The sequence below is a fragment of the Skermanella sp. TT6 genome, from assembly GCF_016653635.2.
Classification (GTDB): Bacteria; Pseudomonadota; Alphaproteobacteria; order Azospirillales; family Azospirillaceae; genus Skermanella; species Skermanella cutis.
Genome location: NZ_CP067420.1, coordinates 2,553,183 through 2,579,534 on the forward strand (window position 1 = coordinate 2,553,183; position 26,352 = coordinate 2,579,534).

Genomic DNA, 26,352 nt, shown 5'->3' on the forward strand with positions numbered 1-26,352 from the left:
CGGCACGATACGGCCCGCCGCCCATTGACAGGACGGCGGGCAAAGTCTTGGAGAAGAGAGATGAAGATCGACGATCGCATCAAGGAGATGCACGGCGAATTGACGGAATGGCGGCGTGACCTTCACGCCCACCCGGAACTGGGGTTCGAGGAGCACCGGACGAGCGACTTCGTCGCGGCCAAGCTGGAGGCGTTCGGCCTGGAGGTCCACCGGGGCATCGCGAAGACCGGAGTGGTCGGCGTGCTGCGGGCGGGGCACGGGGGAAACCAGGCGATCGGGCTTCGGGCCGACATGGACGCCCTGCCGATCACCGAAGCCAACGACCTGCCGTACAAGTCCGTGACGCCGGGCAAGATGCATGCCTGCGGCCATGACGGCCACACCACCATGCTGCTGGGCGCCGCCCGCTATCTGGCGGAGACGAAACGGTTCGACGGCACCGCCTACTTCATCTTCCAGCCCGCGGAGGAGACCGCCGGCGGCGGCCGGGTGATGGTCGAGGAAGGGCTGATGGACCGGTTCCCGATGGCCGCGGTCTATGGCATGCACAATTGGCCGGGCCTGCCGGTCGGAACCATCGGCGCCATGATCGGGCCGGTCATGGCCTCCATGGACACCTTCGAGATCACGGTGAACGGCCTGGGCACCCACGCCGCGATGCCGCACCTGGGCAGGGATCCGATCGTGGCGGGCGCCAACCTGGTCTCGACCCTCCAGACGATCGCCAGCAGGGCGATCGCGCCGACCGACGCGGTGGTGGTCAGCGTGACCCAGTTCCATGCCGGGGACGCCTTCAACGTGATCCCAGAGACGGTGGTGATCCGCGGCACGGTCCGGACGCTCGACCGCGACGTCCAGGCGGGGATGGAGCCGGCGCTGCGCCGCATCTGCGAGGGGCTGGCCCATGCACACGGCATCACCATGGACCTGCAGTACACCTATGGGTATCCGGTGACGGTCAATACCGCGGCCGAGACCGAGTTCGCCCGGATCGTCGCTGCGCAGGTCGTCGGATCCGACCAAGTGCGGGCGGACCTGGCGCCCAGCATGGGTGCCGAGGATTTCGCCTTCATGCTGGAGCATCGGCCCGGCTGCTATGTCTGGGTGGGCAACGGGCCGACCGACGGCAACCGGCTGCTTCACAATCCCCGGTACGACTTCAACGACGACATACTGCCGATCGGCGTCGCCTATTGGGGCGAACTGGTCGAGCGCGCGCTCCCGGCGCGCGGCTGAGGGAGGTGATCCGTGGCGAGACTGCCGAATGAAAGCCGCCGGGACGCGAGCAAGCCTTTCGCGATCTTCACCCTGATCATGCTGCTGGTCATGATCTTTCCAGTCTACGGCTTCGCCAACAGCGTCGAGCCCATGATCCTGGGCCTGCCGTTCTCCCTGTTCTGGATCATCGCCTGGATCTGCGTCGAGTTCGTCGGGCTGGTCTGCTTCATCGCCTATGAATTCACGGGAGGCGACCGCTGATGGAACGGTGGATGATCGCGTTGCTGGCCATGGGCGTGTACCTGGTCTTCGCCTTCCTGGTCGGTCTGCTGGCCGGCCGCGGCCGGTCCTTCTGGTCTGTATCCGAATACACCGTCGCCGACCGCGGCCTGGGTCTCGTGCTGATGTGGTTCCTGATGGGCGGGACCGTGTTCAGCGCCTTCGCCTTCCTGGGAGGGCCGGGCTGGGCCTACTCCAAGGGGGCGGCATCCTTCTACATCCTGGCCTATACCTGCCTCGGCCTGCTGCCCTGGTACCTGATCGGTCCCAAGGTGGCCCGCATCGGGGAACGGAAGAACTTCTATACCATGGGCGACTTCCTGGGCGACCGGTACCGGTCGCGGGCCATCCAGGTGCTCGTGGGGATCATCTCCGTACTGGCCTTCATCCAATATCTTACCTTGCAGATCAAGGGGATGGCGTATGTCTTCAATGTGCTGACCGAAGATGCGATCCCGATCTGGCTGGGCGCCCTGATCTCCTACGGGATCGTCATCGTCTATGTCGCGACCAGCGGCGTGCGGGGAGCCGCCTGGAGCGACGTGCTGCAGGGCATCCTGATGCTGGTGGTCGCCTGGGTGGTCGGGTTCGCCCTGGTCTACCAGTTCCACGACGGCATCGGCGCGATGTTCCGGGGGATCGCGGAGACCCGGCCCGGCTTCCTGACGATCGGCGGCGAAGGGTCGGCGATGTCGCCCATGGCCTACACCACCATCCTGCTCGTGTCGGTGGTGGGATTCATCATGTGGCCGCACCTTTTCACCAAGTCCTTCACGACGACCGAGAAGAAAATCAAGCAGACCGTGCTGGTCTATCCGCTGTTCGCGATCTTCCTGGTGCCGATCCTGTTCATCGGCTTCTCCGCAGTGGGCATCGTCGATCCGTCCGAGCTGTCCGGCCCGGACACGATCCTGCCGCACCTGGTGACCAACGAACTGGGGACGAGCGGGCTGGTGTACGGCCTGATCGGGGCCGGCGCCCTGGCGGCGGCCATGTCCTCGGCGGACGCGATTACCCATGGCGGATCAGTATCTTTCGGCCGGGACATCATCCAGCCTCTCAAGCCCGATCTGTCCGAGCGGGCGCAGATCTGGATCATGCGCCTGTCGGTCGTCGCGATCGGCACGGTGGCGTACTACCTGTCGATCTTCGGGGCCGCGGGGCTGGTGCAGCTCCTGGTCGGCGCGTACGGGTCGATCGTCCAGTTCGCGCCGGCCGTCTACGGCGCCCTCTGGTGGCGGCGCGGAACCGCTCCGGGCGTGATCGCCGGCCTGGTCGGCGGCATCGTGGTCAACTACTACTTCCAGCTCGTCCAGACCGCGACGCCGCTGGACATCAATGCCGGCATCCTGGGCCTGATGGTCAACATCGTGCTGTTCGTCGGGGTCAGCATGGCGACGCAGCCGGACGAGGCCGCGGCCGACGATTACGTCGAGGCCTGATCATGGGCGGGCCGGGCGCCAGGGCGCCCGGCCCGCGCGTTCCCCATCCTCAATGCGCGCGTTGGCGGGACCGCCGGGCCAGTATGTTCAGGCCTTCGATCAGGGCGGAGAAGGCCATCGCCGCATAGATGTAGCCCTTGGGCACGTGGGCGCCGAAACCTTCGGCGATCAGGGTCATGCCGATCATCAGCAGGAAACCCAGGGCCAGCATCACCACCGTCGGGTTCCTGGCGATGAAGTTCGCCAGCGGATCGGCGGCCACCAGCATGACCGTGACGGCGACCACGACGGCGATCACCATGATCGGGATATGCTCGGTCATGCCGACGGCGGTGATGATGCTGTCGACGGAGAAGACCAGGTCCAGCAGCAGGATCTGCCCGATCGCCGCGCCGAAGCCGATGCTGCCTCCCTTGTCGTCGAACATGTCGGGACCGGGATCGGGATCCACGTTGTGATGGATCTCCTTGGTCGCCTTCCAGACCAGGAACAGGCCGCCGGCGATCAGGATCAGGTCGCGCCAGGAGAAGCCGTGGCCGAAGGCGGCGAAGATCGGCTCCGTCAGCTGGACGATGAAGGCGACGGTGCCGAGCAGGCCCAGGCGGAGGATCAGGGCCAGGCTGATGCCGATGCGGCGTCCGCGCGAGCGCTGATCCTCGGGCAGGCGATTCGTCAGGATCGAGATGAAGATCAGGTTGTCGATGCCCAGGACCACTTCCATCGCGATCAGCGTCGCGAGGGCTATCCAGGCTGCCGGATCAGCGGCAAGCGCGAGCAGGTATTCCATCGTCGGCAAGCGTCCCCTGTTGGGTTTCCGTCATGGGCAGTGGCCGCTGATAACGGACACGCCGCCCCTTCGGGTCATGCCTACCGCAAATTTGCACGGGACGGGTCAGGATGCCCGCGCCACCTCCGGTCTCGGTTCGGGTTCCGGCCAGTAGCGGACGCCCAGCCGGACAAGCGTGGCGGCATGGCTGATGGCGCAGGCGGTGCCGTCCAGCAGCGGGACTTGAACCTGGTCGCGGATGCGGTGGGCCAGGCCCGCAAGGGGACCTCCGCCGAGGATGATCGACCGGACGCCTTCCGTCGCGGCGGCCCTGCGGCACAGCCCGGCCAGGGTCGCGCCATGATCATGCTGCACGGTGGCGGCCCTCCGGGCACCGTCCGCCGCGCCGGCGGGCAGGTCGAGCGCATGGATCGCGGACAGGCGGTCGGCGCAGCCGAGCCGGCGGGCCGCCTGTTCCAGGACCGGCTTCAGGGCGGACCCCAGGGTGACGATCGCGAACCGGCCGCCGCACAGCAGGGCGGTCAGCATGGCGCTTTCCGCGATGCCGACCACCGGCACCGGGGAGACGGCGCGCGCCGCATCCAGCCCCGGGTCGGAGAACGCCGCGATCACGACGGCATCGAATCCCGGGGCCAGCCGGGCGACCAGTTCCAGGACCGCTTCGGCAGCCGTCGCCGACTCTTCCGGCGTCTGGATGAACGGAGAACCGAAACGGGCGGACACGCCGGTGATCTCGATGTCCTGGCTCGCGACCCGCCGCGCCTCCGCCACGATGCTTTCGGTGACGGCGACGGTCGTGTTCGGATTGATGACAAGGACTCTCATGATCTCTCGCGGTCGATTCTCAGGCATCGGGCGGTGTGGTCGGGTGCCGGGCGGAACAGCGGGACGTCGGTCTCGCGGCACCGGGCCTCGACATAGCGGCAACGCGGCGCGAAGCTGCAGCCGGCAGGCAGGCGGGCGAGGTTGGGCGGGGCGCCGGGAATCGTTTGCAGGCGTTCGCCGCGGGACGCGCCGTGGACGGTCGAGGCGAGCAGCCCCTCGGTGTAGGGGTGCAGGCGCCGGCCGATGACGTCCCCGACCGGGCCGGCCTCGATGAAGCGGCCGGCATACATGACCGCGACATGGTCCGCGATCTCGGCCGCGACGCCCATGTCATGGGTCACGAAGATCACAGCCATGCCCATCTCCCGCTGGAGCTGTCGCAGCAGGACCAGGACCTGCATCTGGACGGTGGCATCCAGCGCGGTCGTCGGTTCGTCGGCCAGCAGCAGGTCGGGCCGGCAGGAAAGCGCCAGCGCGATCATCGCCCGCTGGCGCATGCCGCCGGACATCTCGTGCGGGTAGGCCTTCAGACGGCGGGCGGCCGAGGGGATCTGGACCAGTTCCAGCAGTTCCAGGGCGCGCTTCTCCGCGTCGCGGTACGAGACGCCTTCGTGGCGGACGACCGTTTCGGCGATCTGGCGGCCGATCGTGTAGACCGGGTCGAAGGCCAGCATCGGCTCCTGGAAGATCATGCTGACCACCGAGCCGCGCACCTGTCCCAACTCGCGCTCGGAAAGCGACAGGATATCGCGCCCCCCGATCCGGATCCCGCCGCCGTACCGCGTCCGCCGGGGCGGATGGAGGCGCATCATCGCCTTGAGCGTGACGCTCTTGCCGGAACCGGATTCTCCCAGGATCGTCAGCACCTTGCCGCGCTCCAGGGTGAAGTCCACGCCGTTGACGGCGGCGATCTCGCCGTCGCCGGTCTTGAAACGGACGGTCAGGCCTTCCACCGACACGAGGGGCGCTTCGGCGGGAGCCGCCGCGGGGGCGGCGTCCTGGCGGAGGGCTGCGGTCATGCTACGGCTCCGATCGGCTGGGGGGCGGCCCTGGTATGGCCGGAACCCGCGATTTCCATGTGGCAGGCGGCGGCGTGGCGTTCGGCGGGACGGATGGTTTCCAGGCGGGGCTCCGTCCGGGCGCAGACATCCTCCGCGAAGGCGCAGCGGGTGCGGAATCGGCAGCCGGACGGCGGGTTGATCGGATTGGGCGGGTCGCCGGTCAGGGCCGGCGCGGTCGTGCGGCGGGCCGGGTCCATGCTGGGCATGGAGGAGAGCAGGGCGCGGGTATAGGGGTGGCGCGGATCGCCGTAGATGGACTCGACGGTGCCGGTCTCGACCACCTTGCCCAGGTACATGACCAGCACGCGGTCGCTGATATACTGGACCACGTTGAGGTCGTGGGAGATGAAGATGTAGGTCAGGTTCATCTCGCGCTTCAGGTCGTTCAGCAGGTTCAGGACCTGCGCCTCGACCGACTTGTCCAGGGCGGAAACTGCCTCGTCGAAGATGACGAGGCGGGGTTCCAGCGCCAGGGCGCGGGCGATGTTGACGCGCTGGCGCTGGCCGCCCGACAGTTCGTGCGGATAGCGCCGGACGAACAGGTTGGGATCCAGCCCGACCTTGTCGAGCAGGGCGCGGGCGCGCTCCCGCGCCGCCTTGGCGGACAGGCCGTGGACCTTGGGGCCGAAGGCGATCGACTCCTCGATGGTCAGGCGCGGGTTCAGGCTGGCGTAGCTGTCCTGGAAGACCATCTGCATGTTCCGCCGCATGTCCCGGACGGAGATGCCGTGCTGCTCGCCCACGCCCTCGCCGTCGAAGATGACGTCGCCGGAATCCGGCTCGATCAGGCGCATCAGCAGGCGGGCCGTGGTGGACTTGCCGCATCCGCTCTCGCCCACGACGCCCAGGGTTTCCCCCCGGGCGACCTCGAACGAGACCTCGTCCACCGCCTGCACGGTGGCGACCTTGCGGTTGAGCACGCCGCCCAGGATCGGGAAATACTTTTTCAGGTCCTTGACCAGGAGGAGCGGCTGGGCGCTGCCGGGGGCGGAGATCGCCGCGGTCATGATTTCACGTCCATGGCGGCGCGCAGGCCGTCGCTCATCAGGTTGAAGCAGATCGAGGTGATGAAGATCATCACGCCGGGCAGGGCGCAGACCCAGGGGTTGACGTAGATCGACTGGCGCAGCGTGTTCAGCATCAGGCCCCACTCGGGTTCGGGCGGCCGGACGCCCAGCCCCAGGAAGCTGAGGCCGGAGGCCAGGATGATCGACACGCTGATCAGGCCGGTGGCGAAGACGAAGACGGGCCCCAGCACGTTGCCCAGCACATGGACGCGGATGATGGTGAAGCTGCCGGCGCCGCTGGCGCGCGCGGCCTCCACGAAGTCCAGGTTGCGGACGCTGGTGGTCACGCTCTCGGCGACGCGGGTGATCGGCGGGATGAAGACGATGGTCAGGGACACGATGCTGTTGACCAGACCGGCGCCCAGCGCCCCGGAGATCGCGATGGCGAGCAGGACGGAGGGGAAGGCGTAGAACACGTCCACCGTCCGCATGATCACCATGTTGACCTTGCCGCCGACGAAACCGGCGACGATGCCCAGCAGGCTGCCGATCACCAGGGCGTTGATCACGGGGGTGATCCCCATCAGGAGCGACAGCCGCCCGCCATGGATCAGCCGGCTCAGCATGTCGCGGCCCAGTTCGTCCGTGCCGAGCGGGAAGCCCGGCGTCCCGATATCCTTCAAGCGGCGGATCACGCTGGTCTTGTAGGGATCGGCCGGCGCGATCCAGGGCGCGAAGACGGCGGACAGGATGATGGCGGCCAGGACGACGAGGCAGAGGATCGTCGTCCAGTCGCCGCTCAGCCGGCGGAAGACGGTGCTCCAGTAGCCGCGCGACGTGACCGGCACGTCGGGGACCAGTCCCGGCAGGGTGGTTTCGGCCATGGGTCAGGCCCTCTTGATGCGGGGGTCGACCGCCGTCTGGATCAGGTCCACGACGACGTTGAGGAAGACGAAGAAGAGCGCCAGCACCAGGATGGTGCCCTGGAGCATCGGGATGTCGCGGCGGAAGATCGCGGTGTTCAGCAGGAAGCCGGTGCCGGGCCAGGAGAACACCGTCTCGATCAGGATCGACCCGCCGAGCAGGTACCCGAGTTGCAGGCCCATGACGGCGAGGACGGTGGGAGCGACGTTGCGGACGACATGGCCCAGGACATGGCGTTCGGACAGGCCCTTCGCGCGGAGAGCCTGGACGAACTCCTGGTTCAGGACTTCCGCGACCGCGGAGCGGGTGGTCCGCATCACGATGCCGATCGGGATCACCGCCAGGGTGATCGCGGGCAGGATCAGGTGCCGCATATGGTCCCAGTCCCAGGCCCAGTCGGTCGAGCCGCCTGGACCCATGCCGACCGCCGGCAGGGCGTTCAGCTGGACCGAGAAGATGATCACCAGCACCATGCCGAGCCAGTAGTGGGGCACGCTGATGCCGGCCACGGCGATGGCGGTCGCGGCCTTGTCCATCGCCCGTCCCTGGTTGTAGCCGGCGACGAAGCCCAGCACGGCGCCCAGGGTGAAACCGACGAGTGCCGCGCAGAGCGAGAGCAGGATCGTGTTGCCGACGGCGGACATGACCTCCGCCGCGACCGGCTGGCCGGAGGCGACGGAGTTGCCCAGGTCTCCGGTGACGGCGCGGCCGAGCCACAGCGCGAACTGGACCGGCAGCGGCTTGTCGTAGCCATAGTCGGCGCGCAGCCGTTCGACCACTTCCGGCGGGGCGTCGGCGGGGGCAATGGCGCTGATCGGGTCGCCGGGAGCGAGATGGACCAGCAGGAAGATCATCAGCGACACGCCGAGCGCGATCGGCACGGAATAGAGCAGCCGTCGTATCAGGTAGGAGATCATGGCGCGGCCTTCCTGAGTCGGGGCGGCAGGGCGCCGCCCCGGCCCGTCACTCGACGGTGATGGAGGAGAAGTTCTGGTACCAGTTCTGCGCCTGGACGAAGCCCTTCACCTTGGGCGACATGGCGCGCGGCGCGACGTCGTGGGTGACGTAGAGGAACAGGGCGTCGTCGACGAACTTCTCGTGGACCTGTTGCAGCGCCCTGGCCTGTTCGGCCGGGTCGAAGGCGGTCTTGGCCTTCAGGAACAGGGCGTCCATCTCCGGATCGTTGTACCAGCCCCAGTTGGTCCCGTTCGGCGCGGTCAGCCGGCTGTCCAGGTGCCGGATGAAGCCGGTGAACGGGTCCTGGATGAAGTAGCTGAAATTGATGGAGTGGGCGCCCTTGACCTGGTCGGACTTGGCGCCGGCGCGCCACAGGTTCACCATGGTGTTCCACTCCACCACCTCGAACTCGACATTGATGCCGACTTCGCCCAGCGTCTGCTGGATGTATTCGTTCATGGGGAGCGGCTGCATCTGGCCCGACCCGCTGGCCGAGATCAGCGCCTTGACGGTGACCGGCTTGTCCGGCCCGTAGCCGGCTTCGGCCAGCAGCTCCTTGGCCTTTTCCGGATCGTAGGTGATGTCGAACTCGGGCTTGCCGAACCACTGGCTGCCGGGCAGCACGTGGCCCTTGGCCGGAACCATCATGCCGCCCAGCAATTCGCCGAGTCCCTCGCGGTCCACCGCCAGGTTGGCGGCCTTGCGGATGCGGATGTCGTTCCAGGGCGAGCCTTCGACCCGGCTCAGGTGCCAGGTCCAGTTATGCGGATAGCCGTTGGAGGTGATCTGGAACCCGGCCGACTTCAGGCTGGGGATCGCGTCGGGGGCGGGGGCCTCGATCCAGTCCACCTGGCCGGAGCGGAGCGCCGAGGTGCGGGTCGCGGCCTCGGGGATCGGGACCAGGATCAACTTGTCCAGCTTGGGAACGCGGGTCTTGTCCCAGTAGTCCTTGAACGGCAGCATCTCGGCGCGCTCGCGCGGCGTCCAGGAGACGAGCTGCCAGGGGCCGGTGCCGGACGGCTTCTCGCCGAACTTGACCCAGTCCTTGCCGACCGCTTCCCAGTGGGTCGGGCTGGAGATCAGGATCCAGGCGAGCTGGTAGGGCAGGAAGGCATCCGGCTCCTTGGTGGTGATCTCGAGGATGTGGTCGTCGACCGCCCGGTACGAGGCGACCGCCGGGATCCGGCTGCGGCCCTGGGCGGCCTGCTTGGGATCGTACTGCGGCGACTTGTCGTCGAGCAGCTTGTCCAGGTTCCAGACCACGGCCTGCGCCGTGAAGTCGGAGCCGTCGTGGAACTTGACGCCCTCGCGCAGCTTGAAGGTCCATCTGGTCTTGTCGCTGGCGTCCACCGCCCATTCGGTCGCGAGGCCGGGGACCAGCTCGGACGGCTTGTCGGCCGAGGTCAGGTCCCAGTTCACCAGCGCGTCATAGACGGTGTAGCCCATGAACCGCTGCCCCTCGCCGCCCTGGTCGGTCTGGCCGGTCGTCAGCGGGATGTCCGCCAGCGTCATTCCGATCCGCAGGGTTCCCTGGGCATTGGCGTATCCCGGCGCCATCAGCGCCGTCGCGACCGCCGCCGCGGCCATCAGTCTCTTCATCGTGCTCATGCGCAAAAGTGCCTCCGCCCTGCTTCAGGTCCGATTTGTCGCAGGGCTTGTTCAAGATCGGTGCCAGGGAGGCGGCGCGCGGCGATTGGTCCGACTGACTGTTCGCAACGCTGCGTTTCATGCTTAAAAATACGGCAGTATGCCGGTAATGCTCAAATCACCGGCAGCACATTCCGCTGGCCGATGTTATCCAGGGAAGACTTGTCGAAGACTCCAAAGGAACGAGCACCGATGCCGATCGAGATACCGAGCCGTGACGACCATTCCGACCTGAGGGACGCCGTGCGAGCCCTGTGCGCCGACTTCGATGGCGCCTACTGGCGCCGCGTGGACGAGGAGCGGGGCTATCCGGAGGAGTTCGTCACCGCCCTGACCCGGGCCGGCTGGCTGGCGGCGCTGATCCCCGAGGAGTACGGCGGTTCGGGCCTCGGGTTGACGGAAGCGTCCATCGTCATGGAGGAGATCAACCGGTCCGGCGGCAATTCCGGCGCCTGCCACGGGCAGATGTACAACATGTCCACGCTGCTGCGGGCCGGCAGCGAGGAACAGAGGCGCAAATACCTGCCGGGCATCGCCTCGGGGGAGCTTCGCCTGCAATCCATGGCCGTCACGGAGCCGACGACGGGATCGGACACGACGAAGCTCAAGACGACGGCGGTCCGAAAGGGCGACCGCTACGTCGTCAACGGGCAGAAGGTTTGGACGTCGAGGCTCCAGCATTCGGACCTGATGATCCTGCTGGCCCGGACGACGCCGCTGGACCAGGTGGCGAAGAAGTCGGAAGGGCTGTCGGTCTTCATCGTTGACCTGGAATCGGCTGTCGGCAACGGAATGACCGTGCATCCCATCCGCAACATGGTGAACCACGAGACCAACTCGGTCTTCTTCGACGACCTGGAAGTTCCGGTCGAGAACCGCATCGGCGAGGAGGGCCGGGGCTTCCGTTACATCCTGGAGGGCTTGAACGCCGAGCGCGCGCTGATCGCGGCGGAGTGCATCGGCGACGGCCGCTGGTTCGTCGAGAAGGCCTCCGCCTATGCGGGAGAGCGGGTGGTGTTCGACCAGCCGATCGGGCGGAACCAGGGCATCCAGTTCCCGATCGCCCGCGCCCACGTGGACGTGGAGGCGGCCAGCCTGATGCGCTTCACGGCCTGCCGCCTGCACGACGCCGGCCAGCCCTGCGGCGCGGAGGCGAACATGGCCAAGCTGCTGGCGGCCGACGCCTCCTGGGCGGCGGCCAACGCCTGCCTCCAGACCTTCGGCGGGTTCGGCTTCGCGGCGGAATACGACGTGGAGCGCAAGTTCCGCGAGACGCGCCTGTACCAGGTGGCGCCGATCTCGACCAACCTGATCCTGGCCTATGTCGGCGAGCACGTGCTGGGCATGCCGCGGTCCTATTGAACGGAATGCAGGCGCGGCACGGCTGGCCGGGACCCGGGCGCGCAGCCTGTCCTTCAGGCCCGCGCCCGGACAGCTTCGCTTCAGACGATGTCGAGTACGGCCTTGCCCACCCCGGGAAACTCGGCGGTCAGGCGGCAGGGTGCCTTCACGAAAATGGTCCCGCAGGTCGAGCCGGAGGTCACCCGGTCTCCGGCCTTGATGCCGCCCTGGCCGCGGGAACCGACATTGGCGAGCCACAGCAGCATGCGCCGGGGATCTCCCGCCGAGTTGCCGCCGATCGTCTCGAACTCCCGCCGGTCGTCGACCCACAGCGTGACCGGTTCGTTGACCGGCTCGATGCCGCGCCAGTCGGTCTTGCCGGTGCCGACGACGAGGACGCCGTGACTGGTCTGGTCCGCGATCTGGCTGAACTGGTCCACCGACTTCCACACCTTGTAGCGCGTGTCGGCGATCTCGATCGCCGCATGGACCGAGCCGACGGCCGCCAGCACTTCCTCGAGATCGTAGGGCCTGTCCCGGAGGGGCAGGGGAGAGGCGAAGCGGTAGACCAGCTCGGCCTCGGCGCCGATCACGTTGAAGCTCGTGGCCGGGAGCCGGGCCGGGCTCTCATGGATGGTGTCGGACGCGAGGGCTCCGCGGATCGGCTCGGCGGTGGGGGATGGAGCCCCGACCTTCCAACCGGCCGCCCCGCCCTTGCGGCGGACCAGCAGATCCTGGATCGCATAGGCCTCATCAAGGGAGCCGGGCCGGGCCGATTCCGGAAGTTCCGTCAGCCACGCGCCGGTGCGCCGGGCGTCGAGCAGCAGGTCGGCGGCTGCGGACAGGTCTGTTTCGGTCACGCTTGTCAGTCCTTCGGTTTTTCAGGCTTCGAACACGGTCGCGGGCATCGCCGCCCGCGGGATGATGGCGCCGCGGTGCTGGACGACCACGCCGGCCAGCCTGTGGCCGGCCCGCGCCGCCGCCTCCGGATCGGCGCCCTTCAGCCGGGCCGCCAGGTAGGCGGCGGCGAAGCTGTCGCCGGCCGCGGTGGTGTCCAGGACGTTCTCCACCGGCGCCGCATCGACCACGGTGTCGGTGCCGTCCTTCATCACCCGGCAGGAGGGGTGGGCCAGCTTGAGGGCCAGTTCCGCAGGCCGGCCGCCCTGCATCAGGGTCTCCTCGCCGCGGCCGCCGTACAGCAGGTCGAGATCCTCGGTGGACGCCAGCACGATGTCCGAACGGTCCAGGGTCTGGCGATAGGCCCGGCGCGCCACCTCGGGCTCGGGCCAGCCGCGCGGCCGGAAATTGGTGTCGAAGGCCAGCTGGGCGCCGCCGGCGCGGGCACGGTCGATCGCCTCGAACAGGCGCTGGCGACCAACCTCGCCATAGAGCGACAGGGTAATGCCGGAGAGGTAGAGAAGCCCATAGTCGCGAGCCAGCGCCTCGACCAGATCCGGGGTGCCCGGCTGGTCGAACAGGTCGCGCGCCGCCGCACGGTCGCGCCAGTACTGGAAGCGGCGCTCGCCCTTCGGGTCGGTCTGGATGACGTAGAGCCCCGGGAGACGGCCTGCCATGCGGACCACGCGGCCGGTTCCGATCCCTTCCCCGGTCCAGGCCGTGACCATCTCCTCGCTCCACCCGTCATCGCCCAGCGCGGTGACGTAATCGACCTCGACGCCGAGACGGGCCATGTAGAGGGCGGTGTTAAGGGTGTCGCCACCGAAGCTGCGCGACAGGGTTCCGTCGGCACGCTCCGACAACTCGATCATGCACTCGCCGATGCAGGCGACCCGAACCATGCTTTTCTCCGTCCATGCCAGTGGCGCCCGCACCCGGGGCCTTGCCCAGCAATACCCGCCCGGACGGTGTTTGGTAAAGAAAGCTTCAGAATTTCCGGGGAGATCAGGGACGCGAAAAGCGGAGCAGGCCGTCCCTGTCCGTCCGCCGGATCAGCCGCCCCCGGGCGGCGAGATGGTTGAGATGTGCCAGCGCCTCGCCGACGGCGAACACCAGCTGGTGCGGATCGAGCGGGCGGTTGAACATCACGCGGGTCACCTGGGCGACGGTGCTCGGCTCCGCGCAGGCATTCACCACCTCCTCCAGCCGCTCGCGATGATGGGCGGCCAGGGCGTCCAGCCGCGCGTGCAGGCCGGTGAAGGGCGTATCGTGGGACGGCAGGACCAGGAGGTCGTCCGGCAGGCTTCGCAGCCGGTCCAGGGTACGCAGGAAGTCGTCCAGCGGATCGGCGTCCGGCTCGGATGCCCAGACGCTGATGTTGGGACTGATCCGTGGCAACACCTGGTCGCCCGCGATGAAGATGCCGCGGTCGGGGCAGTGCAGGCAGACATGTTCCGGCGTATGGCCGCCGCCCGTGATCACATGCCAGTCGGTCCCGCCGATCGGCAGGCGGTCGCCCGCTTTCAGGCGGCGCAGCCGGGCGGGCAGGGGCGTGACGCCCTTCGCATAGGAATTGCCGCGCTCCGCCATGACGGCGAGAGCCGCTTCGTCCAGTCCTGCGCGGCGGTAGAAGGCAAGGCTGGTGCGGACCATGGCTTCAGGGCTTTCCAGGCTGAGCATCCGGCCGAACAGCCACTCCGTCAGGCTGGCGCAAAACTCGGCCTGCCATCGGTCGACCAGCCATCCCGCCAGGCCGACATGGTCCGGATGGAAGTGGGTCGCGACGATGCGGACCACCGGCTTTCCAGCGAGCGACTCCCTGAAGATCCGCTCCCAGCAGTCCTTGGTTCGATTGCTGCCGATGCCGGTGTCGACGATCGTCCAGCCGTCCTCGGCTTCCAGAAGCCAGATGTTGATATGGTTGAGCGCGAACGGAAGGGGCATCCGAACCCAAAGGATGCCGGGAGCCACCCGTCGCACGGTCCCTGGTTCGGGAAAGCCGTCCATGGCCTCGATCGGGACGCTTCGGGCTTCTTGCATCTGCGTGGGCTCGGTTCGTTGAAGTCGGGCGTCCGGCCGGCATCACCCATCCGGTTATACAGGGCCGCCGGTCGGACGCGTCAAGGATTATGCAGGAAGGGCGGACTTTCAGGTCATCCAACGATTGCCGCCGCCCCGGTGGAAACTGTCACACTCCGCCGCCAGACTGGGCGCACGGATACCCCCGGTCGAGACATGTCAGGAACGGTCATGCGGGAAAGCTATATCATAGAGTTGGAGGACGATGCGGTCGGCGTCGTCGTGCCTTTTGGCAGCCGCGTCACCTTCCATGCGTCGGATGCCCGAATGGCCGAACTGGAAGGCCGCGTCTTCGAGGATGCCGGCGAGGCCGTCAGGGCAGCCCGGTCGCAGCTGCGCAAGGCGGCGTGAGGAAACGGGATCACGGCATTGGCCGATACCCCGAGGGGCGTCGGCTCCCGGGCGAAGGTCCGAGGGGTGCGGGTCAGGCGAAGCGGCGCATCCTTTCGAGCTGGCTGACCGCTTCGGTGGGGGTCTGGCCGCCCGCGACGACCGCGAAGAAGCTCGGAAGGTGGCGATCGACAAGGGCGATATGACGCTCCACCAGCAGACGGAGGCTGCTGGGAACGGCATCGGCCGGGATGCGATGCAGGCCCCGGCAATGGACACGCCCGGAAGCGTCCGGCCCCTCGAAGCGCCCGTCGTCGGCCAGAGCGTTCAGGCACGCGACCAATTCCCCGACCGCGGCGCGCTGGCGCCGGCTGACGGTCAGGGGCAGCGTGGAAACGATGTCCAGGACATCGTCCGCCCGTTCCGGGCATGGCTCGTCGACAGTCATGACGACCGCCCAGTTACCGTTGCGGCCCATGGCGTGGAAACGCAGCGCCTGCGGGTCCTCACCCCGGCGCGGAGACCCCGCGTGGCGCTTTCCCAAATCCTTGCGCAGATGTTCGAGAACCCGTTGCATGCCGGCGTACCCCCCTTCCCTGGAGCAGCGTTCGAAGCGTTCCGCCTTGTGAAGACGGAACGTTCCGTGAGCCTTATACCCGGATGGTGCCCCCAATGGGTTCGCAGTTGCAACACAGTCGAAGGTGAGGACTGCTTAAGGATATGTGAATTCGAGATCCCTGGCCGACCTGCCTAGGCGGAAAGTCGGGGTGAGATGCCGTGCTGGATCGCCCAGACGGCTGCCTGGGTGCGGTTTTGAGCACGAATCTTTCGCATCACGTTCTTGAAATGCATCTTCACCGTCGACTCGGTGATATTCAAGTTGCGCGCGATGGCCTTGTTCGACTGGCCGCCCAGCAGGCAGCGAAGGATCTCGATCTCCCTTTTCGAGAGTTCATTGCCGAGCGAGGGCATTGCGGCCGAAGGGGGCAGGGCGACTTCTTCCAGCGCATTGCTGATCAACAGATCGGCGATGCTGCGCGGGAAGACGGCCTCCCCCAGCATGACGAGATGCAGGGACCGCTGGAGGGCTTCGCAGGACATCGTCTTGTTCAGGCAACCGTCGGCACCGCTCTGCAGCGCACCGCTCAGGATCTGGGAAGTCAGTTCCGACGCGAGGACGACGATGCGGGCTTGGGCGGCGGTCGCGCGCAGCAGCTTGAGCTGGCCCAGTTCCTCGGCGTTGCCGCTCTGCAGGTTGAGCAGGATCAGGTCCGGCCGCCGTCCCTGGCGAACGGCGTTGTTGGCATCGGCGAGCGTCGAGAATTCCGCGGAAATGCGGAATGCGGTCGTTTCCAGCAGAGCTGCCAACGCGGCGCAAAAAAGACGGTCGCTGTCGACAAGCATGACTTCGCAGTTGGTCGTCATCGGGCTCTCCGATCTGGCGGCTCAGTCCGCATAGTTTGGAGTTAGATCAGGTTCTTCGGCTTGTTTTCGTCAAAAGGAGTAGTTGAGATCATCGTTAACAAAAACCTACATGAATCATGTAGTGCAGTGCTATAGGATACTTACAAGTCCAAAGACGCAATCCTAATCCGGTGATCGTAAGGGGCAACTAAAAAGAGACGTTTGGTCGAGCCGGATCAGGGTTCGTGAATCCTTGCGAGGGGGAGTATCCATGGACGCCAGCCAGACGGTTGCACTGCAGCAACCCACAGTCCGACCTGAAAAGGTTTCTTTCCGAACCAATTTGTCCAACTGCAGACGTGATCTGGCGCAATGACCGGCGATAGATTGAAAGTGCTGATCGTTGACGATCACGCCCTCGTTCTGCATGGCTTCGCCCTTTCGGTCCTCGAGTTGTTCCCCGAAGCGGAGGTCTTCGAAGCGAACTCCCTGGACGCGGCCCTGTCGATCGTGCGACGTACCGAGGATCTGTCGCTGGTCCTCTTCGACCTTCACCTGGACAGCGATGACGGCCTGTCGAACGTGCGCCGCATGATCGAGGCGCTTGACGACGTACCGCTGATCGTGATCTCGGCCTCCGACGAAAGCGCCGACGTGATCGACAGCGTACGCGCCGGAGCCAAGGGCTACCTCCTCAAATCGGGATCTTCGGCCCTGCTCGAACACGCGATCCTGCTGGTCCTGTCCGGGGAAACCTATGTTCCGATGCCGCGCACGGTGCTGGTCAGCGCGGCCACCGCCGAGCCGGACCGTCCGACCAACCACATGCTGGACCGGCTGACCGATCGGCAGAGGGACGTCTTCCAGCTCCTGCTGGCCGGCCACTCCAACAAGGAGATCGCACGGTCGCTGGGCGTTCTGGAAGGAACGGTGAAGGTTCATGTCCGCGCCATCATGCAGAAGCTCGGGGTGAAGAACCGGACGCAGGTCGCCGTGGCGGCGGCGCGTGCCGGCTGTTTCCCGGAGGAGGTCTGAACGGCGCTCCGGGGCCGGCGCGAGGGCCGGCCCCGGGGTGGCGTCATTTCTCCAGCACGTAGGTACCGGGAGCGTCGCACAGGGCCGGGTGGTTGGCGTTGCCGACCGGCGGGGGGGTTACCTTGTTGCCGGAATGGGCGACCAGCCAGCGGTTCCAGTCGGTCCACCAGCTGCCGTCGTTCCGCTCGGCGGCCTCCAGCCACTTCTCCGGGCTTTCCGCCGGCTTCTCCCCTTCAAGCACCGAATAGCTGCCCTTCTTGCCGGCCGGATGGTTGATGATGCCGGCGATATGGCCGCTGGTCGCCATGACGAAACGCACCTTGCCCCCGGTCAGCTGGGTGATCCGCCAGGCCGAGTTCCAGGGCACGATGTGGTCCTTCTCCGCTCCGACCGCATAGATGTCCAGCTTGATCCGGCCCAGGTCGATCGGCACGCCGCCCAGTTCGATCTTGCCCGGCTTGATCAGGTTGTTCTCGACATAGGTGTTGCGCAGGTACCAGCTGTGGGCGGCGCGCGCCATGCGGGTTCCGTCGCTGTTCCAGTAGAGCAGGTCGAACGCCGGCGGCTTGCCGCCGAGCAGGTAGTTGTTGACGACGTTGCTCCAGATCAGGTCGTTCGAGCGGAGCAGGTTGAACATGTTCGCCATCTCGCGGCTGTCGAGATAGCCCCGCTCCATCATCTGCTGCTCGATGAAGTCGATCTGCGGCTCGTCCATGAAGAAGGCCGTGTCGCCGACCCGGCTGAAATCCTGCATCGACACCATGAAGGTCCCGGTTCCGAACCGCTTGTCGCCCTTCTCGGCCAGATAGGACAGCGTCATCGCCAGCAGGGTGCCGCCGATGCAGTAGCCCACCGGATTGACGGTCTTGCTCCCGGTGATATCCCGGACCACGTCGGCCGCGGCGAGCGGGCCCAGGTTCATGTAGTCCTCGAAGGTGATGTCCTCCATCGAGGCATCCGGGTTCTTCCAGCTGACCATGAACACCGTGAAGCCCTGGTCGACCAGGTACTTCACCATGCTGTTCTTGGGCTGCATGTCGAGGATGTAGAACTTGTTGATCCATGGCGGCATGAACAGGATGGGGACTTCCTGGACCTGCTCCGTGGTCGGGCTGTACTGGATCAGCTCGATCAGCCGGTTCCGGTAGACGACCTTGCCCTTGGTGACCGCAAGGTTGCGACCTGGCTCGAAGGCGGTGGCGTCGACCATGCTGAGCCGGCCCTCGCGCAGGTCATGGAGCAGGTTGCGGGCGCCGTCCGCAAGGCTGGCGCCGCCCGTCTCCATCGCGCGGCGCAGCGCCACCGGGTTCGACAGCAGCAGCAGGCTGGGGCTCATCGCGTCGACGAACTGGCGCAGGTGGAACGTGATGCGCTCGCGCTCCTGCGGATCCATGTCGTTGTCCTCCAGACCCTGGCGCAGCAGGAAGTCGGAGGCGAGCAGGTACATCTCCTTCAGGGTCCGGTAGACCGGGTTCGAATGCCATTCGGGCGCGTCGAACCGCTTGTCCCCGCCGGCCGGCGCGCCCGACGCGACGCCCCACCAGCGCGCGCCGGCCGCGTTCCAGGCCTCGACCGCCGAAGTCCAGATCTGCATGTTCAGCTCGGCCGACCGCGTCAGGGTCTTGGCCGGGTCGCGGAGCGACCGGAGCCAGACGATGCGGAGGGCGCGGACGGCCTCGGCCCAGTCCACCGGGATCACCTCCCGGAGCGGGTTGGCGTTCCACACCTTGTCGATCGAGGCCAGCATCGGGTCCGATGCGACGAACCGCTGGAACTGCTCCACCCCGCTGGCCAGCAGCGTCCCGGACAGCGCGTCGGCGTTCATCGCCCACCAGGGCTGGGCGCCGTCGCCCCCGGCCGCCGGGGCACCCATCATGTTCCCCATGCCGCCGACATTCTGGGACATCCACGACATCCAGAGCCCGAGGGCCGCCTCCGGCGTCGGAATGCCCATGCCGGCCGGCTGTCCGGCATCGTCCTGCCGGCCCGAGCCCTGGGGCGCCTGACCTCGGGAGGTTTGTTCGGGGGCCGGGCGGCCCGGGCTCTCCGAAGCTTCGACGGCCCGCTTCGCAGCCGGCGGCCGTTTGCGCCTGGTTTCATCGCTCTTCATGGTCGCCATGCTGGTTCCCCCCTAGTTCTGACGCCGGACGAGCCGGCTTTGGCAGGTTATGGTCTGTTGATCCGGGACCTAGCGGTCCGCCGCCGTGGAGCGGCTGCGGTCGGCCTGCTCTCGCGACGGAGCTTTGCCCGGTATGGGCTTCTGCGGGAGGACGCCCGGGGTCGTCTCGATGGAGGGCGTCTCGGGTGTGTCGGTGTCGTTCGCGAAGGTAGGTTCATCCTTGCCGCTGCGGGAACCACTCATCTGCTTCTCCCTGGATCCTGAAGCCGGGCGGGTGCGGCGCCTGGCGTTGCCAGAGTCAACACGGGACGAGCGCGTTCCTCCCTGAAAAGATTTACCATAAAGCCTTCTTTGGCGGCAGAGGCAGTCATGGGGTGCGTCATTCCGACCGACGCTCAGGCCGACCGGCCGGGCTCCTCCGAACGGACGATCTCCCGCATCCAGCGCGTGATCCCGGGCCAGAGGTGTTCGTGCGCCGCCCGGCCGATCAGGGGGCCGACATGCTGGAGCGCCACGCCGACGTCGCCCGCATAGTCGAGCACCAGCTTCCGGTCCGCGGGCGAGGCGTCGATCACCGGAAGCATGGAGCCGGGCGGAATGATCTCGCTGCCCTTGCCGATGACGGCGAGCAGCGGCGCCGCCAGTCCCGACGGCAGCGCCGGCCGGCCGCCGATCGCCAGCTGGCCGCGGGAGAACTGGTTGTCCCGATAGAGCCGTTCGATCAGATCCTCGAAGAACCGCCCGGCGATGGGGAACTCGTCCAGCGTCCACCGTTCCACCGCCAGATGGGTCTTCAGGGCCCTGGGATCGGCGAGGCTCGCGATCATGTCCACCCGGCGCTGCCAGTTGAACTCACGCGGGGATGCCCGCACCGAGACGAGATTGAGGAAGCTTCCCGGGATGTTGCCGAAGGCCTCGCGCAGCGTCGCGGCCGGCGGCGCCTCGGCGACCATCCTCGCCAGCGCACCCCCGTCCTCCCCGAAATGGAGCGGCGCTTCCACGACGATCAGGCCGCGCACGCGGTCGGCATGCATGCTGGCGAACAGGGTCGCCAAGGTGCCGCCCAGCGAATGCCCCGCCAGGAACACCCGCGCGCTCCCGGAGTCCCTGGCGACGGCGGAAACGCACTTCCCGATCAGGCGGTCGGCATAGTCGGCCAGACCGAAGTCGCGCTCGGCCTCGCCGGGCTCCGTCCATTCCGTCATGTAGACCCGGAAGCCTTCGGCCGACAACCGCCGGACGACGCTGACATGGGGCAGCAGGTCCCAGATGTAGCCGCGCTTGATCGGCGCGGGAACGATCAGGACGGCCGGACCGGAGCCGGGGAGCGGTTCGTACCGCCGCAGGCGGACCCCGGGCTGCTCCATCACGATCCCGTACGCGCTTTCCTGCGGCCCGAGGCCCATGCCGTCCATGGCCAGGCCGCGCCAGCGGCGGACGGCATCGAAGTGATGGAGCGCATCGGCCCAGAAGGTCGCGCCGCCGGGGGATGTCCGCCGCCTGTCCTCGGTCATCTAGATCAGCTTTCCTTTTTCGAGCGGCTTCCGGCCGTCACCTTGGGAGAGCCTTGTAACACAGGCCGGGCTCGTCCGGACAAGCAGACATCGCGGCTTCTTCGACGAAGCGTCGCGCCTGCGCATCCGACTTCTCCTGTCCCTGGTTCCGTCCGCACGGGATCCTGGCCAGTATAGGGCAGATCACTCTCCTGAGATTTCTTAGTATTGATAGGAACATTCTTCCGTTACGGACAGGAACGACCGTTCTATCTTTTCACTCAGGTAGTAACCATAAGCAATCCATGATATCGGTCGAAGCGCGGCCGGAACATGAAGTCCCTGTCCTGGATAACATAACCAGTTATGGAATGCATGAAAAGGATCAGGCTCCTCTGGACTCTTGAGTGCAGTCTGGCGATTTCCCTGGTTGCCAACGCGGTCCAGGCGGGCGTGCTACTCGACCTGCCGGCAGCGCTGACCGCGTTCTTCGCGGCGATGCCCGCCATCCTGTTCGCCGTCATGCGTCGCCGGATGGGCCGCATGCTCATCGACGAGCAGGTGCTTGGGCAGACGTCCGAAATACTGGAAAGCGTCGGCGACGCCTTCTATGCGGTGGATCGCCAATTCAGGTTCACCTATCTGAACCGCAAGGCGCTGGAACAGATCGGCAGCCCTCGGGGCCAGCTGATCGGTCGGCCGTTCCTCGATGTGTTTCCCCAGGCCGAGGGGTCGGGGCTCCACGACAGCTGCATCCAGGTCATGCGCGACGGCAAGGCGCGGGAGTTCGTCGGAGTCTCCCCGATCCTCAAGCGCTGGAAATCCTACCTCGTGCTGCCCCGGCCGGACGGCGGCCTGCTGGTGCATTCCCGCGATATATCCGCCCAGAAGGCGGCGGAAGCCGCCATGCACGAAAGCGAGAAGCGCCTCCGGCTGGCGGCACATGCGGCGCGGTTCGGCACATACGACTGGGATGTCGCGAACGGCCTGCTGTTCTGGTCCCCGGAGAGCCACGCGATCCACGGCTTCGATCGTTCCGGACCGATCGCCTGCGAACATGCCTTCCGCCTGATCCACCCGGAGGACAGGAGCCGCGTCGCGGAGGCGGTCGAACGCGGGCTGGACCCTGGCGGGATGGGCTTCTGGGCGATCGACTACCGCATCGTGCGCCCGGACGGGCAGACCCGCTGGATCAATGCCCAATCGCATGTGGTCTTCGAGGGGGAGCGCGGTGACCGCAAGGCTATCAGGGTGATCGGCACGTTGCAGGACGTCACGGACCGCAACGCGACCCAGCAGGCGCTCCTGAGCGAGCGCATGCGGTTCAAGACCGTGGTCGAGCATGTACCGGTCGGGCTCCTGCTGGTGGAGGTCCCGTCCGGCCGGACCCTGGTCGGGAATCGCCAGGCGGAGCGGATCACCGGATGCAGGATCCCGGAGAACCCCGCCGCCTGGCTGCTGGAGCGCTGGAAGGGCCATGACGAGAACGGCCGGGAAATCGCCGCCGCCGACCAGCCGCTCGCCATCACCATGGCGACCGGCGAGCCGGCGGAGCTGACCGCCCTGAGCCCTCGGGACGACGGTTCGATGGCCTGGTTGCGGATCACCAGCGCACCGACCCGCGATCCCGACGGAACCGTCACCGGGATCGTGGTCACCATAGTGGACATCGATGCCGAGCGGCGCGGCGCGGATACCCTGCGGGACAGCGAGGCCAGGCTCCGGCGCGCGGTGGAGAACGCTCCCTTCCCGGTCATGGTCCATGCGGAGGATGGAACAGTCGTACATCTCAGCCGGGCCTGGCTGTCGATCACCGGCTATGCCGCCGAGGATATCCGGACCGTCGCCGGCTGGGCCCGCCTCGCCTACGGCGACGACGCCGATACGATAATGGCCCGGGTGCGGTCCCTGTTCCAGCAGGACTGCCCGATCGACGAGAGGGAGAACGTGGTGCGGACGGCCGACGGATCGCGCCGGACCTGGAGTTTCCGCTCGGCCCCGATCGGCCGGGACATCGACGGGCGCCGGCTGGTCGTCACCATGGCGGTGGACCTGACCGAGAGGAAGGAAAACGAAGCGCGCCTCCATCTGCTGATGCGCGAGGTCGACCATCGCGCCAAGAACGCCCTGGCCGTCGTCCAGTCGATCCTGCATCTCACGCGTGCCGAGAACCCTGCGGATTTCACGGCTGCCATCGAGGGCCGCCTTGCGGCCATGGCCCGTGCCCACACCCTGTTGGCCGCCAGCCGCTGGTCCGGTGCCGATCTGGCCGCCCTGATCGTCGATGAACTTGCCCCGTTCGCCAGCGCCGGCCGGATCGCCGTCCAGGGACCCGCCGTGTCGATCGCCGCGGAAGCCGCCCAGGCCGTTGCCATGTGCCTGCACGAATTATCCACCAACGCCGCCAAATACGGTGCCCTGTCGGCTCCCGCCGGCCGACTGGAACTGTCGTGGCGGATGGAGGGGCAGGAGGGGGGCGGAAGCCTTGTCCTGGACTGGAGGGAGACCGGCGGCCCTCCCGTGACGCCGCCCGACCGCACGGGTTTCGGCTCGATGGTCCTTCGGCAGACGGTGGAGAGCCAGCTCGGCGGCGACCTGGTCCTCGACTGGAACCCGGCGGGACTGTGCTGCCGGATCGCGCTGCCCACGGACTGCTTCTCGGCCGCGCCAGCCGCCGAGCCGTTGAGCGAAGCCGTCGAGCAGGGGGGATCGGCGAAGCTGGCCGGCCCGGGCGCGCGCGTCCTCGTCGTGGAGGACGAGGCGCTGACGGCGCTTGCCATGGAACAGGTCCTGCTCGATGCCGGCCTGGCCGTGCTCGGACCGGTAGGGCGGGTCGAAGACGCCCTGGACCTCCTGCGCGAGACCGTTCCCGACGTCGCCGTGCTGGACGTCAATCTTTTCGGCCGCACGGTTTTCCCGGTGGCCGAGCGGCTTCAGGCGCTCGGCGTCCCGTTCCTGTTCTGCTCCGGCTATTCGAGGCTGGACGACCTCAGCGAAAACCTGAGGCGGGCACCGCTGCTGGCGAAGCCGGTGCTCGCCGATCATCTGATCGCGACCTTGTCCGGCCTGATCGCGAAATGCGACGCCGGCGTCACCTGACGCGGGCCGGATGTCGGCGGGCGCCTCCCGTGGGGGAGACGGGACACGCAAGAAAAAAGCCGCCCGGGGAATGCCCGAGCGGCTCGAGTTTTACAGGGAGGAAACGCTGCCCAAAGGACATCGTGAGAGGCACTGTAAGACCATAATGGTTAACAAGCTGTGAGCGACCTCACAGGTCCTGAGAAAAATCGGGTCGGGCGGCGAATTGCATTTGGACCAATTTGTCGCACCCTTCCTCAGGCGCATTTCCCCGCCAGTAAACGCGCATTTCGTGCATTCGCGAGGATGGTGCCGCGCCTTCAGAACTCTTCAAGTCGCTTCGGGCTGCTTTTCAGCAGGGTTTCCAGCATTCCGACGATCTCCTCGATCTCGATGCGGGTCGCTTCGAGCGCGTCGGCGGTCTTGTCGTCGATCCCGGCTTCGAAAATCATGTTGTCGAAATAGCCGTTCACCGCCGCGAAGGCCGTCATCTCGTCGGAAAGGATGTCCCAGGCTCCCAGGGAGTGGGTCAGGGTCAAAGGCGGGTTGGAAAAGAAGACGTGGCTGATATGGGTGAACGCGGACAGGGCCTTCAGCTTCGCCCTGATGACCCATTGCTTGAAACCGGTCGGCAGGCTCTTCTCGACCCGCGGGAACCTGTCCTCGACCGTGAAGATCAGGCTCTGGATTCCAAGATAGTTTTCCCGGACCTTCTTGTAATGCAGGAACGTCTTGATGGCGCCGCCATTGGATTGGCGCTGAAGATCGGTGATATCGGCGGCCAGGGTGCGCGCCATCCCGATGACGATCTGGACGTCCTTCGGATTGGCTGATATCGACATGTCCGTCACGTTGGGTCCGCTGCCTCCAGGGGTGAGCCCGAGCCTACCACACCGGTGGAGGATCCGGAACAGGCCGGAATACCACCAAGGCGCCGATCCCTTCGTTCGGATGCTCCGGCCGCCGCCGTGATGATCGATCGTCGGGCGCTCCCGCGCAATTAAGACAAAAGGCGGGATTTTCCCGCCGATGTCCGGCTTCAGACCGTACCGGCCAATCTTGCCGTTGGCACGCTGTTCGGCGTCGCTTAAGCTGCATCCGGAAGTACTTCAGCACGGGAAGGGCGCGCCATGACGGAGCGGGAGGAGACCGTCCTGATCGACGGCAGGACCAAGGGAATCCCGCCGGGTCAGGAGCCGTTCGCGCTTGCCGGGATAGGCCGCAAGGGCTGGAACGTGCTGCGGGAGGACATGGTCCTGCCTCTTGCCGTGCTCAAGTCGGCCGCTTTGGACCATAACGGCCGGTGGATGCGCAGCTTCCTCGACCTGACCGGGACCGCGCTGGCCCCTCACGGCAAGACGACGATGAGCCCCGACCTGTTCGCCCGGCAGTTCGCCGACGGCGCCTGGGGGCTGACCCTGGCGACGGTGCAGCAGGTCCGGGTCGCCCGTGCCGCCGGGATCGGCCGCATCGTCCTCGCCAACCAGCTGGTCGGCCGCCAGGCGATCGGCTACGTCGCCGCCGAGCTGGCGGCGGACGACGGGTTCGACTTCTACTGCCTGGTCGATTCGATCGACGGCGTGGAACAGCTCGCCGCCGGGCTCCGGGCGAGCGCGCCCGGGCGGCCGCTCCAGGTCATGGTCGAGGTCGGCGCCGCCGGAGGCCGCACCGGCTGCCGCAGCGACGAGGCCGCACTGGACGTCGCGCGCGCCGTGAGGCGGGCGGAACCGCTTCTGGTCCTGCGCGGGGTGGAAGGCTACGAGGGCATGGTGCGCGGCGACGGCGACCGGGACGGGGCGATCCGGTCCTATCTCGACCGCATCGCCGCCGTCGCGGCCGGCTGCGAGGCCGAAGGCCTGTTCGGGCCCGGACCGGTGATCCTGAGCGCCGGCGGCTCGGCCTTCTACGACATGGTGGCGGAGCGCCTCGGCGCGGCGGAACTGGGGCGGGAAACCATGGTCCTGCTGCGGTCCGGCTGCTACCTGACCCATGACAGCAGTTCCTACGCGGCGCTGTTCGAGCAGGTCCGGCAGCGCATGCCCGAGGTGGACGACCTCGGACCCGGGCCCGCCGCGGCGCTGGAGGTCTGGGCATACGTGCAAAGTCGGCCGCAGCCCGACAAGGCGATCCTGACGGTCGGAAAGCGCGACATTTCCCACGATGCCGGAATGCCGGTCCCCGTCCTGTGGTTCCGGCCGGGACTGCACGACGCTCCTGCGGCTATGCCGCGCGGCGCCGTGGTGACGGAACTGAACGACCAGCACGCGCACCTGTCGATATCGCCGGAATCGGGCCTGCGGGTCGGCGACATGGTGGCCCTGGGCGTCTCGCATCCCTGCACCACGTTCGACAAGTGGCGGGTGCTGTACGTCGTGGATGACCGGTACGACATCGTCTCCGCCGTCACGACCTGGTTCTGACCCGGCCGA

The 26,352-nt window shown here is 67.1% G+C and carries 24 protein-coding genes; 8 read left to right on the top strand and 16 right to left on the bottom strand.

Features of this window, described 5'->3' with window-relative positions:
• Positions 1–60: 60 nt before the first annotated feature.
• Genes IGS68_RS12010 through IGS68_RS12020 form a run of 3 tightly spaced genes read left to right on the top strand, consistent with a single transcriptional unit; the run spans position 61 to position 2,939 of the window.
• Complete coding sequence (locus tag IGS68_RS12010) at positions 61–1,236, top strand: M20 aminoacylase family protein (RefSeq protein ID WP_201080256.1); 1,176 nt, start codon at positions 61–63, stop codon at positions 1,234–1,236.
• Between the two features lie 12 nt (positions 1,237–1,248).
• On the top strand, positions 1,249–1,479 hold the full coding sequence (locus tag IGS68_RS12015) for a hypothetical protein (RefSeq protein ID WP_201080258.1): 231 nt from the start codon (positions 1,249–1,251) through the stop codon (positions 1,477–1,479).
• Positions 1,479–2,939 carry a sodium:solute symporter family protein gene (locus IGS68_RS12020; RefSeq protein WP_201080260.1) on the top strand — a complete coding sequence of 487 codons (1,461 nt, stop codon included), beginning with the start codon at positions 1,479–1,481 and terminating at the stop codon, positions 2,937–2,939. The genes IGS68_RS12015 and IGS68_RS12020 overlap by 1 nt, the downstream gene beginning before the upstream one ends.
• 49 nt (positions 2,940–2,988) lie before the next feature.
• Here the strand turns inward: IGS68_RS12020 and IGS68_RS12025 are convergent, their stop codons facing one another.
• The 7 genes from IGS68_RS12025 to IGS68_RS12055 form a co-directional block, all read right to left on the bottom strand.
• Positions 2,989–3,726, bottom strand: coding sequence for a TerC family protein (locus IGS68_RS12025; RefSeq protein ID WP_201080262.1), 738 nt, complete (start codon positions 3,724–3,726; stop codon positions 2,989–2,991).
• Positions 3,727–3,831: 105 nt separating this feature from the next.
• On the bottom strand, positions 3,832–4,551 hold the full coding sequence (locus IGS68_RS12030) for an aspartate/glutamate racemase family protein (protein ID WP_201080264.1): 720 nt from the start codon (positions 4,549–4,551) through the stop codon (positions 3,832–3,834).
• On the bottom strand, positions 4,548–5,570 hold the full coding sequence (locus tag IGS68_RS12035; protein WP_201080266.1) for an ABC transporter ATP-binding protein: 1,023 nt from the start codon (positions 5,568–5,570) through the stop codon (positions 4,548–4,550). Before IGS68_RS12035 ends, IGS68_RS12030 begins: the two co-directional genes overlap by 4 nt.
• A complete protein-coding gene (locus IGS68_RS12040) occupies positions 5,567–6,619 on the bottom strand; it encodes an ABC transporter ATP-binding protein (RefSeq protein WP_201080267.1) in 1,053 nt (350 codons plus the stop codon). Before IGS68_RS12040 ends, IGS68_RS12035 begins: the two co-directional genes overlap by 4 nt.
• Positions 6,616–7,503 (bottom strand): ABC transporter permease, encoded by an 888-nt coding sequence (locus IGS68_RS12045; RefSeq protein WP_201080269.1) that lies wholly within the window; start codon positions 7,501–7,503, stop codon positions 6,616–6,618. Before IGS68_RS12045 ends, IGS68_RS12040 begins: the two co-directional genes overlap by 4 nt.
• A gap of 3 nt (positions 7,504–7,506) precedes the next feature.
• Entirely contained in the window at positions 7,507–8,460 is a 954-nt protein-coding gene (locus IGS68_RS12050) for an ABC transporter permease (protein ID WP_201080271.1), read from the bottom strand.
• A 46-nt stretch (positions 8,461–8,506) separates the two neighbouring features.
• Positions 8,507–10,108 carry an ABC transporter substrate-binding protein gene (locus IGS68_RS12055; RefSeq protein WP_247881292.1) on the bottom strand — a complete coding sequence of 534 codons (1,602 nt, stop codon included), beginning with the start codon at positions 10,106–10,108 and terminating at the stop codon, positions 8,507–8,509.
• Between the two features lie 231 nt (positions 10,109–10,339).
• Between IGS68_RS12055 and IGS68_RS12060 the strand changes: the two genes are divergently transcribed.
• Positions 10,340–11,509 (top strand): acyl-CoA dehydrogenase family protein, encoded by a 1,170-nt coding sequence (locus IGS68_RS12060; protein WP_201080273.1) that lies wholly within the window; start codon positions 10,340–10,342, stop codon positions 11,507–11,509.
• Between the two features lie 80 nt (positions 11,510–11,589).
• Here the strand turns inward: IGS68_RS12060 and IGS68_RS12065 are convergent, their stop codons facing one another.
• From IGS68_RS12065 to IGS68_RS12075, 3 genes are all read right to left on the bottom strand, one after another.
• Positions 11,590–12,348 carry a 2-keto-4-pentenoate hydratase gene (locus tag IGS68_RS12065; RefSeq protein WP_247881293.1) on the bottom strand — a complete coding sequence of 253 codons (759 nt, stop codon included), beginning with the start codon at positions 12,346–12,348 and terminating at the stop codon, positions 11,590–11,592.
• A 21-nt stretch (positions 12,349–12,369) separates the two neighbouring features.
• On the bottom strand, positions 12,370–13,287 hold the full coding sequence (locus IGS68_RS12070; protein ID WP_201080275.1) for a sugar kinase: 918 nt from the start codon (positions 13,285–13,287) through the stop codon (positions 12,370–12,372).
• 103 nt (positions 13,288–13,390) lie between these two features.
• The gene (locus tag IGS68_RS12075; RefSeq protein WP_247881294.1) at positions 13,391–14,425 is read right to left on the bottom strand and encodes an MBL fold metallo-hydrolase; all 1,035 of its coding nucleotides are present in this window, start codon (positions 14,423–14,425) and stop codon (positions 13,391–13,393) included.
• 210 nt (positions 14,426–14,635) lie between these two features.
• On the opposite strand from IGS68_RS12075, the gene IGS68_RS12080 reads away from it, so the two are divergent.
• Entirely contained in the window at positions 14,636–14,815 is a 180-nt protein-coding gene (locus IGS68_RS12080) for a hypothetical protein (RefSeq protein WP_201080277.1), read from the top strand.
• 73 nt (positions 14,816–14,888) lie between these two features.
• Here IGS68_RS12080 and IGS68_RS12085 read toward each other — a convergent pair whose 3' ends face one another.
• Both IGS68_RS12085 and IGS68_RS12090 read right to left on the bottom strand, forming a co-directional pair.
• Positions 14,889–15,371, bottom strand: a complete 483-nt coding sequence (locus IGS68_RS12085; protein ID WP_201080279.1) for a type III secretion system chaperone family protein — start codon at positions 15,369–15,371, stop codon at positions 14,889–14,891.
• Positions 15,372–15,544: 173 nt separating this feature from the next.
• Positions 15,545–16,219 (bottom strand): LuxR C-terminal-related transcriptional regulator, encoded by a 675-nt coding sequence (locus IGS68_RS12090; protein ID WP_201080281.1) that lies wholly within the window; start codon positions 16,217–16,219, stop codon positions 15,545–15,547.
• Positions 16,220–16,591: 372 nt separating this feature from the next.
• Between IGS68_RS12090 and IGS68_RS12095 the strand changes: the two genes are divergently transcribed.
• Positions 16,592–17,233, top strand: coding sequence for a LuxR C-terminal-related transcriptional regulator (locus IGS68_RS12095; RefSeq protein WP_247881295.1), 642 nt, complete (start codon positions 16,592–16,594; stop codon positions 17,231–17,233).
• A 43-nt stretch (positions 17,234–17,276) separates the two neighbouring features.
• Here the strand turns inward: IGS68_RS12095 and IGS68_RS12100 are convergent, their stop codons facing one another.
• The 3 genes from IGS68_RS12100 to IGS68_RS12110 form a co-directional block, all read right to left on the bottom strand.
• Positions 17,277–19,352, bottom strand: a complete 2,076-nt coding sequence (locus IGS68_RS12100) for a PHA/PHB synthase family protein (RefSeq protein ID WP_201080285.1) — start codon at positions 19,350–19,352, stop codon at positions 17,277–17,279.
• Positions 19,353–19,421: 69 nt separating this feature from the next.
• Complete coding sequence (locus tag IGS68_RS12105) at positions 19,422–19,595, bottom strand: hypothetical protein (protein WP_201080287.1); 174 nt, start codon at positions 19,593–19,595, stop codon at positions 19,422–19,424.
• Positions 19,596–19,747: 152 nt separating this feature from the next.
• Entirely contained in the window at positions 19,748–20,866 is a 1,119-nt protein-coding gene (locus tag IGS68_RS12110) for an alpha/beta fold hydrolase (protein WP_201080289.1), read from the bottom strand.
• A 354-nt stretch (positions 20,867–21,220) separates the two neighbouring features.
• Here IGS68_RS12110 and IGS68_RS12115 point away from each other — a divergent pair, with 354 nt between their 5' ends.
• Positions 21,221–23,944 (top strand): PAS domain S-box protein, encoded by a 2,724-nt coding sequence (locus IGS68_RS12115; RefSeq protein ID WP_201080291.1) that lies wholly within the window; start codon positions 21,221–21,223, stop codon positions 23,942–23,944.
• A gap of 299 nt (positions 23,945–24,243) precedes the next feature.
• On the opposite strand, the gene IGS68_RS12120 is transcribed toward IGS68_RS12115, so the two are convergent.
• Positions 24,244–24,765, bottom strand: a complete 522-nt coding sequence (locus IGS68_RS12120) for a hypothetical protein (RefSeq protein WP_201080294.1) — start codon at positions 24,763–24,765, stop codon at positions 24,244–24,246.
• A gap of 288 nt (positions 24,766–25,053) precedes the next feature.
• Here IGS68_RS12120 and IGS68_RS12125 point away from each other — a divergent pair, with 288 nt between their 5' ends.
• Positions 25,054–26,343, top strand: a complete 1,290-nt coding sequence (locus tag IGS68_RS12125; protein WP_201080296.1) for an amino acid deaminase — start codon at positions 25,054–25,056, stop codon at positions 26,341–26,343.
• Positions 26,344–26,352: the final 9 nt, after the last annotated feature.

Bases quoted from the DNA above. Each gene is read 5' to 3' on its own strand.
- IGS68_RS12080 (WP_201080277.1), top strand. From the start codon at position 14,636: ATGCGGGAAAGCTATATCATAGAGTTGGAGGACGATGCGGTCGGCGTC.
- IGS68_RS12040 (WP_201080267.1), bottom strand. From the start codon at position 6,619: ATGACCGCGGCGATCTCCGCCCCCGGCAGCGCCCAGCCGCTCCTCCTG.
- IGS68_RS12070 (WP_201080275.1), bottom strand. From the start codon at position 13,287: ATGGTTCGGGTCGCCTGCATCGGCGAGTGCATGATCGAGTTGTCGGAG.
- IGS68_RS12120 (WP_201080294.1), bottom strand. From the start codon at position 24,765: ATGTCGATATCAGCCAATCCGAAGGACGTCCAGATCGTCATCGGGATG.
- IGS68_RS12105 (WP_201080287.1), bottom strand. From the start codon at position 19,595: ATGAGTGGTTCCCGCAGCGGCAAGGATGAACCTACCTTCGCGAACGAC.
- IGS68_RS12085 (WP_201080279.1), bottom strand. From the start codon at position 15,371: ATGCAACGGGTTCTCGAACATCTGCGCAAGGATTTGGGAAAGCGCCAC.
- IGS68_RS12110 (WP_201080289.1), bottom strand. From the start codon at position 20,866: ATGACCGAGGACAGGCGGCGGACATCCCCCGGCGGCGCGACCTTCTGG.
- IGS68_RS12035 (WP_201080266.1), bottom strand. From the start codon at position 5,570: ATGACCGCAGCCCTCCGCCAGGACGCCGCCCCCGCGGCGGCTCCCGCC.
- IGS68_RS12115 (WP_201080291.1), top strand. From the start codon at position 21,221: ATGAAAAGGATCAGGCTCCTCTGGACTCTTGAGTGCAGTCTGGCGATT.
- IGS68_RS12100 (WP_201080285.1), bottom strand. From the start codon at position 19,352: ATGGCGACCATGAAGAGCGATGAAACCAGGCGCAAACGGCCGCCGGCT.
- IGS68_RS12055 (WP_247881292.1), bottom strand. From the start codon at position 10,108: ATGAGCACGATGAAGAGACTGATGGCCGCGGCGGCGGTCGCGACGGCG.
- IGS68_RS12075 (WP_247881294.1), bottom strand. From the start codon at position 14,425: ATGCAAGAAGCCCGAAGCGTCCCGATCGAGGCCATGGACGGCTTTCCC.
- IGS68_RS12125 (WP_201080296.1), top strand. From the start codon at position 25,054: ATGACGGAGCGGGAGGAGACCGTCCTGATCGACGGCAGGACCAAGGGA.
- IGS68_RS12025 (WP_201080262.1), bottom strand. From the start codon at position 3,726: ATGGAATACCTGCTCGCGCTTGCCGCTGATCCGGCAGCCTGGATAGCC.
- IGS68_RS12050 (WP_201080271.1), bottom strand. From the start codon at position 8,460: ATGATCTCCTACCTGATACGACGGCTGCTCTATTCCGTGCCGATCGCG.
- IGS68_RS12060 (WP_201080273.1), top strand. From the start codon at position 10,340: ATGCCGATCGAGATACCGAGCCGTGACGACCATTCCGACCTGAGGGAC.
- IGS68_RS12090 (WP_201080281.1), bottom strand. From the start codon at position 16,219: ATGACGACCAACTGCGAAGTCATGCTTGTCGACAGCGACCGTCTTTTT.
- IGS68_RS12045 (WP_201080269.1), bottom strand. From the start codon at position 7,503: ATGGCCGAAACCACCCTGCCGGGACTGGTCCCCGACGTGCCGGTCACG.
- IGS68_RS12010 (WP_201080256.1), top strand. From the start codon at position 61: ATGAAGATCGACGATCGCATCAAGGAGATGCACGGCGAATTGACGGAA.
- IGS68_RS12020 (WP_201080260.1), top strand. From the start codon at position 1,479: ATGGAACGGTGGATGATCGCGTTGCTGGCCATGGGCGTGTACCTGGTC.
- IGS68_RS12030 (WP_201080264.1), bottom strand. From the start codon at position 4,551: ATGAGAGTCCTTGTCATCAATCCGAACACGACCGTCGCCGTCACCGAA.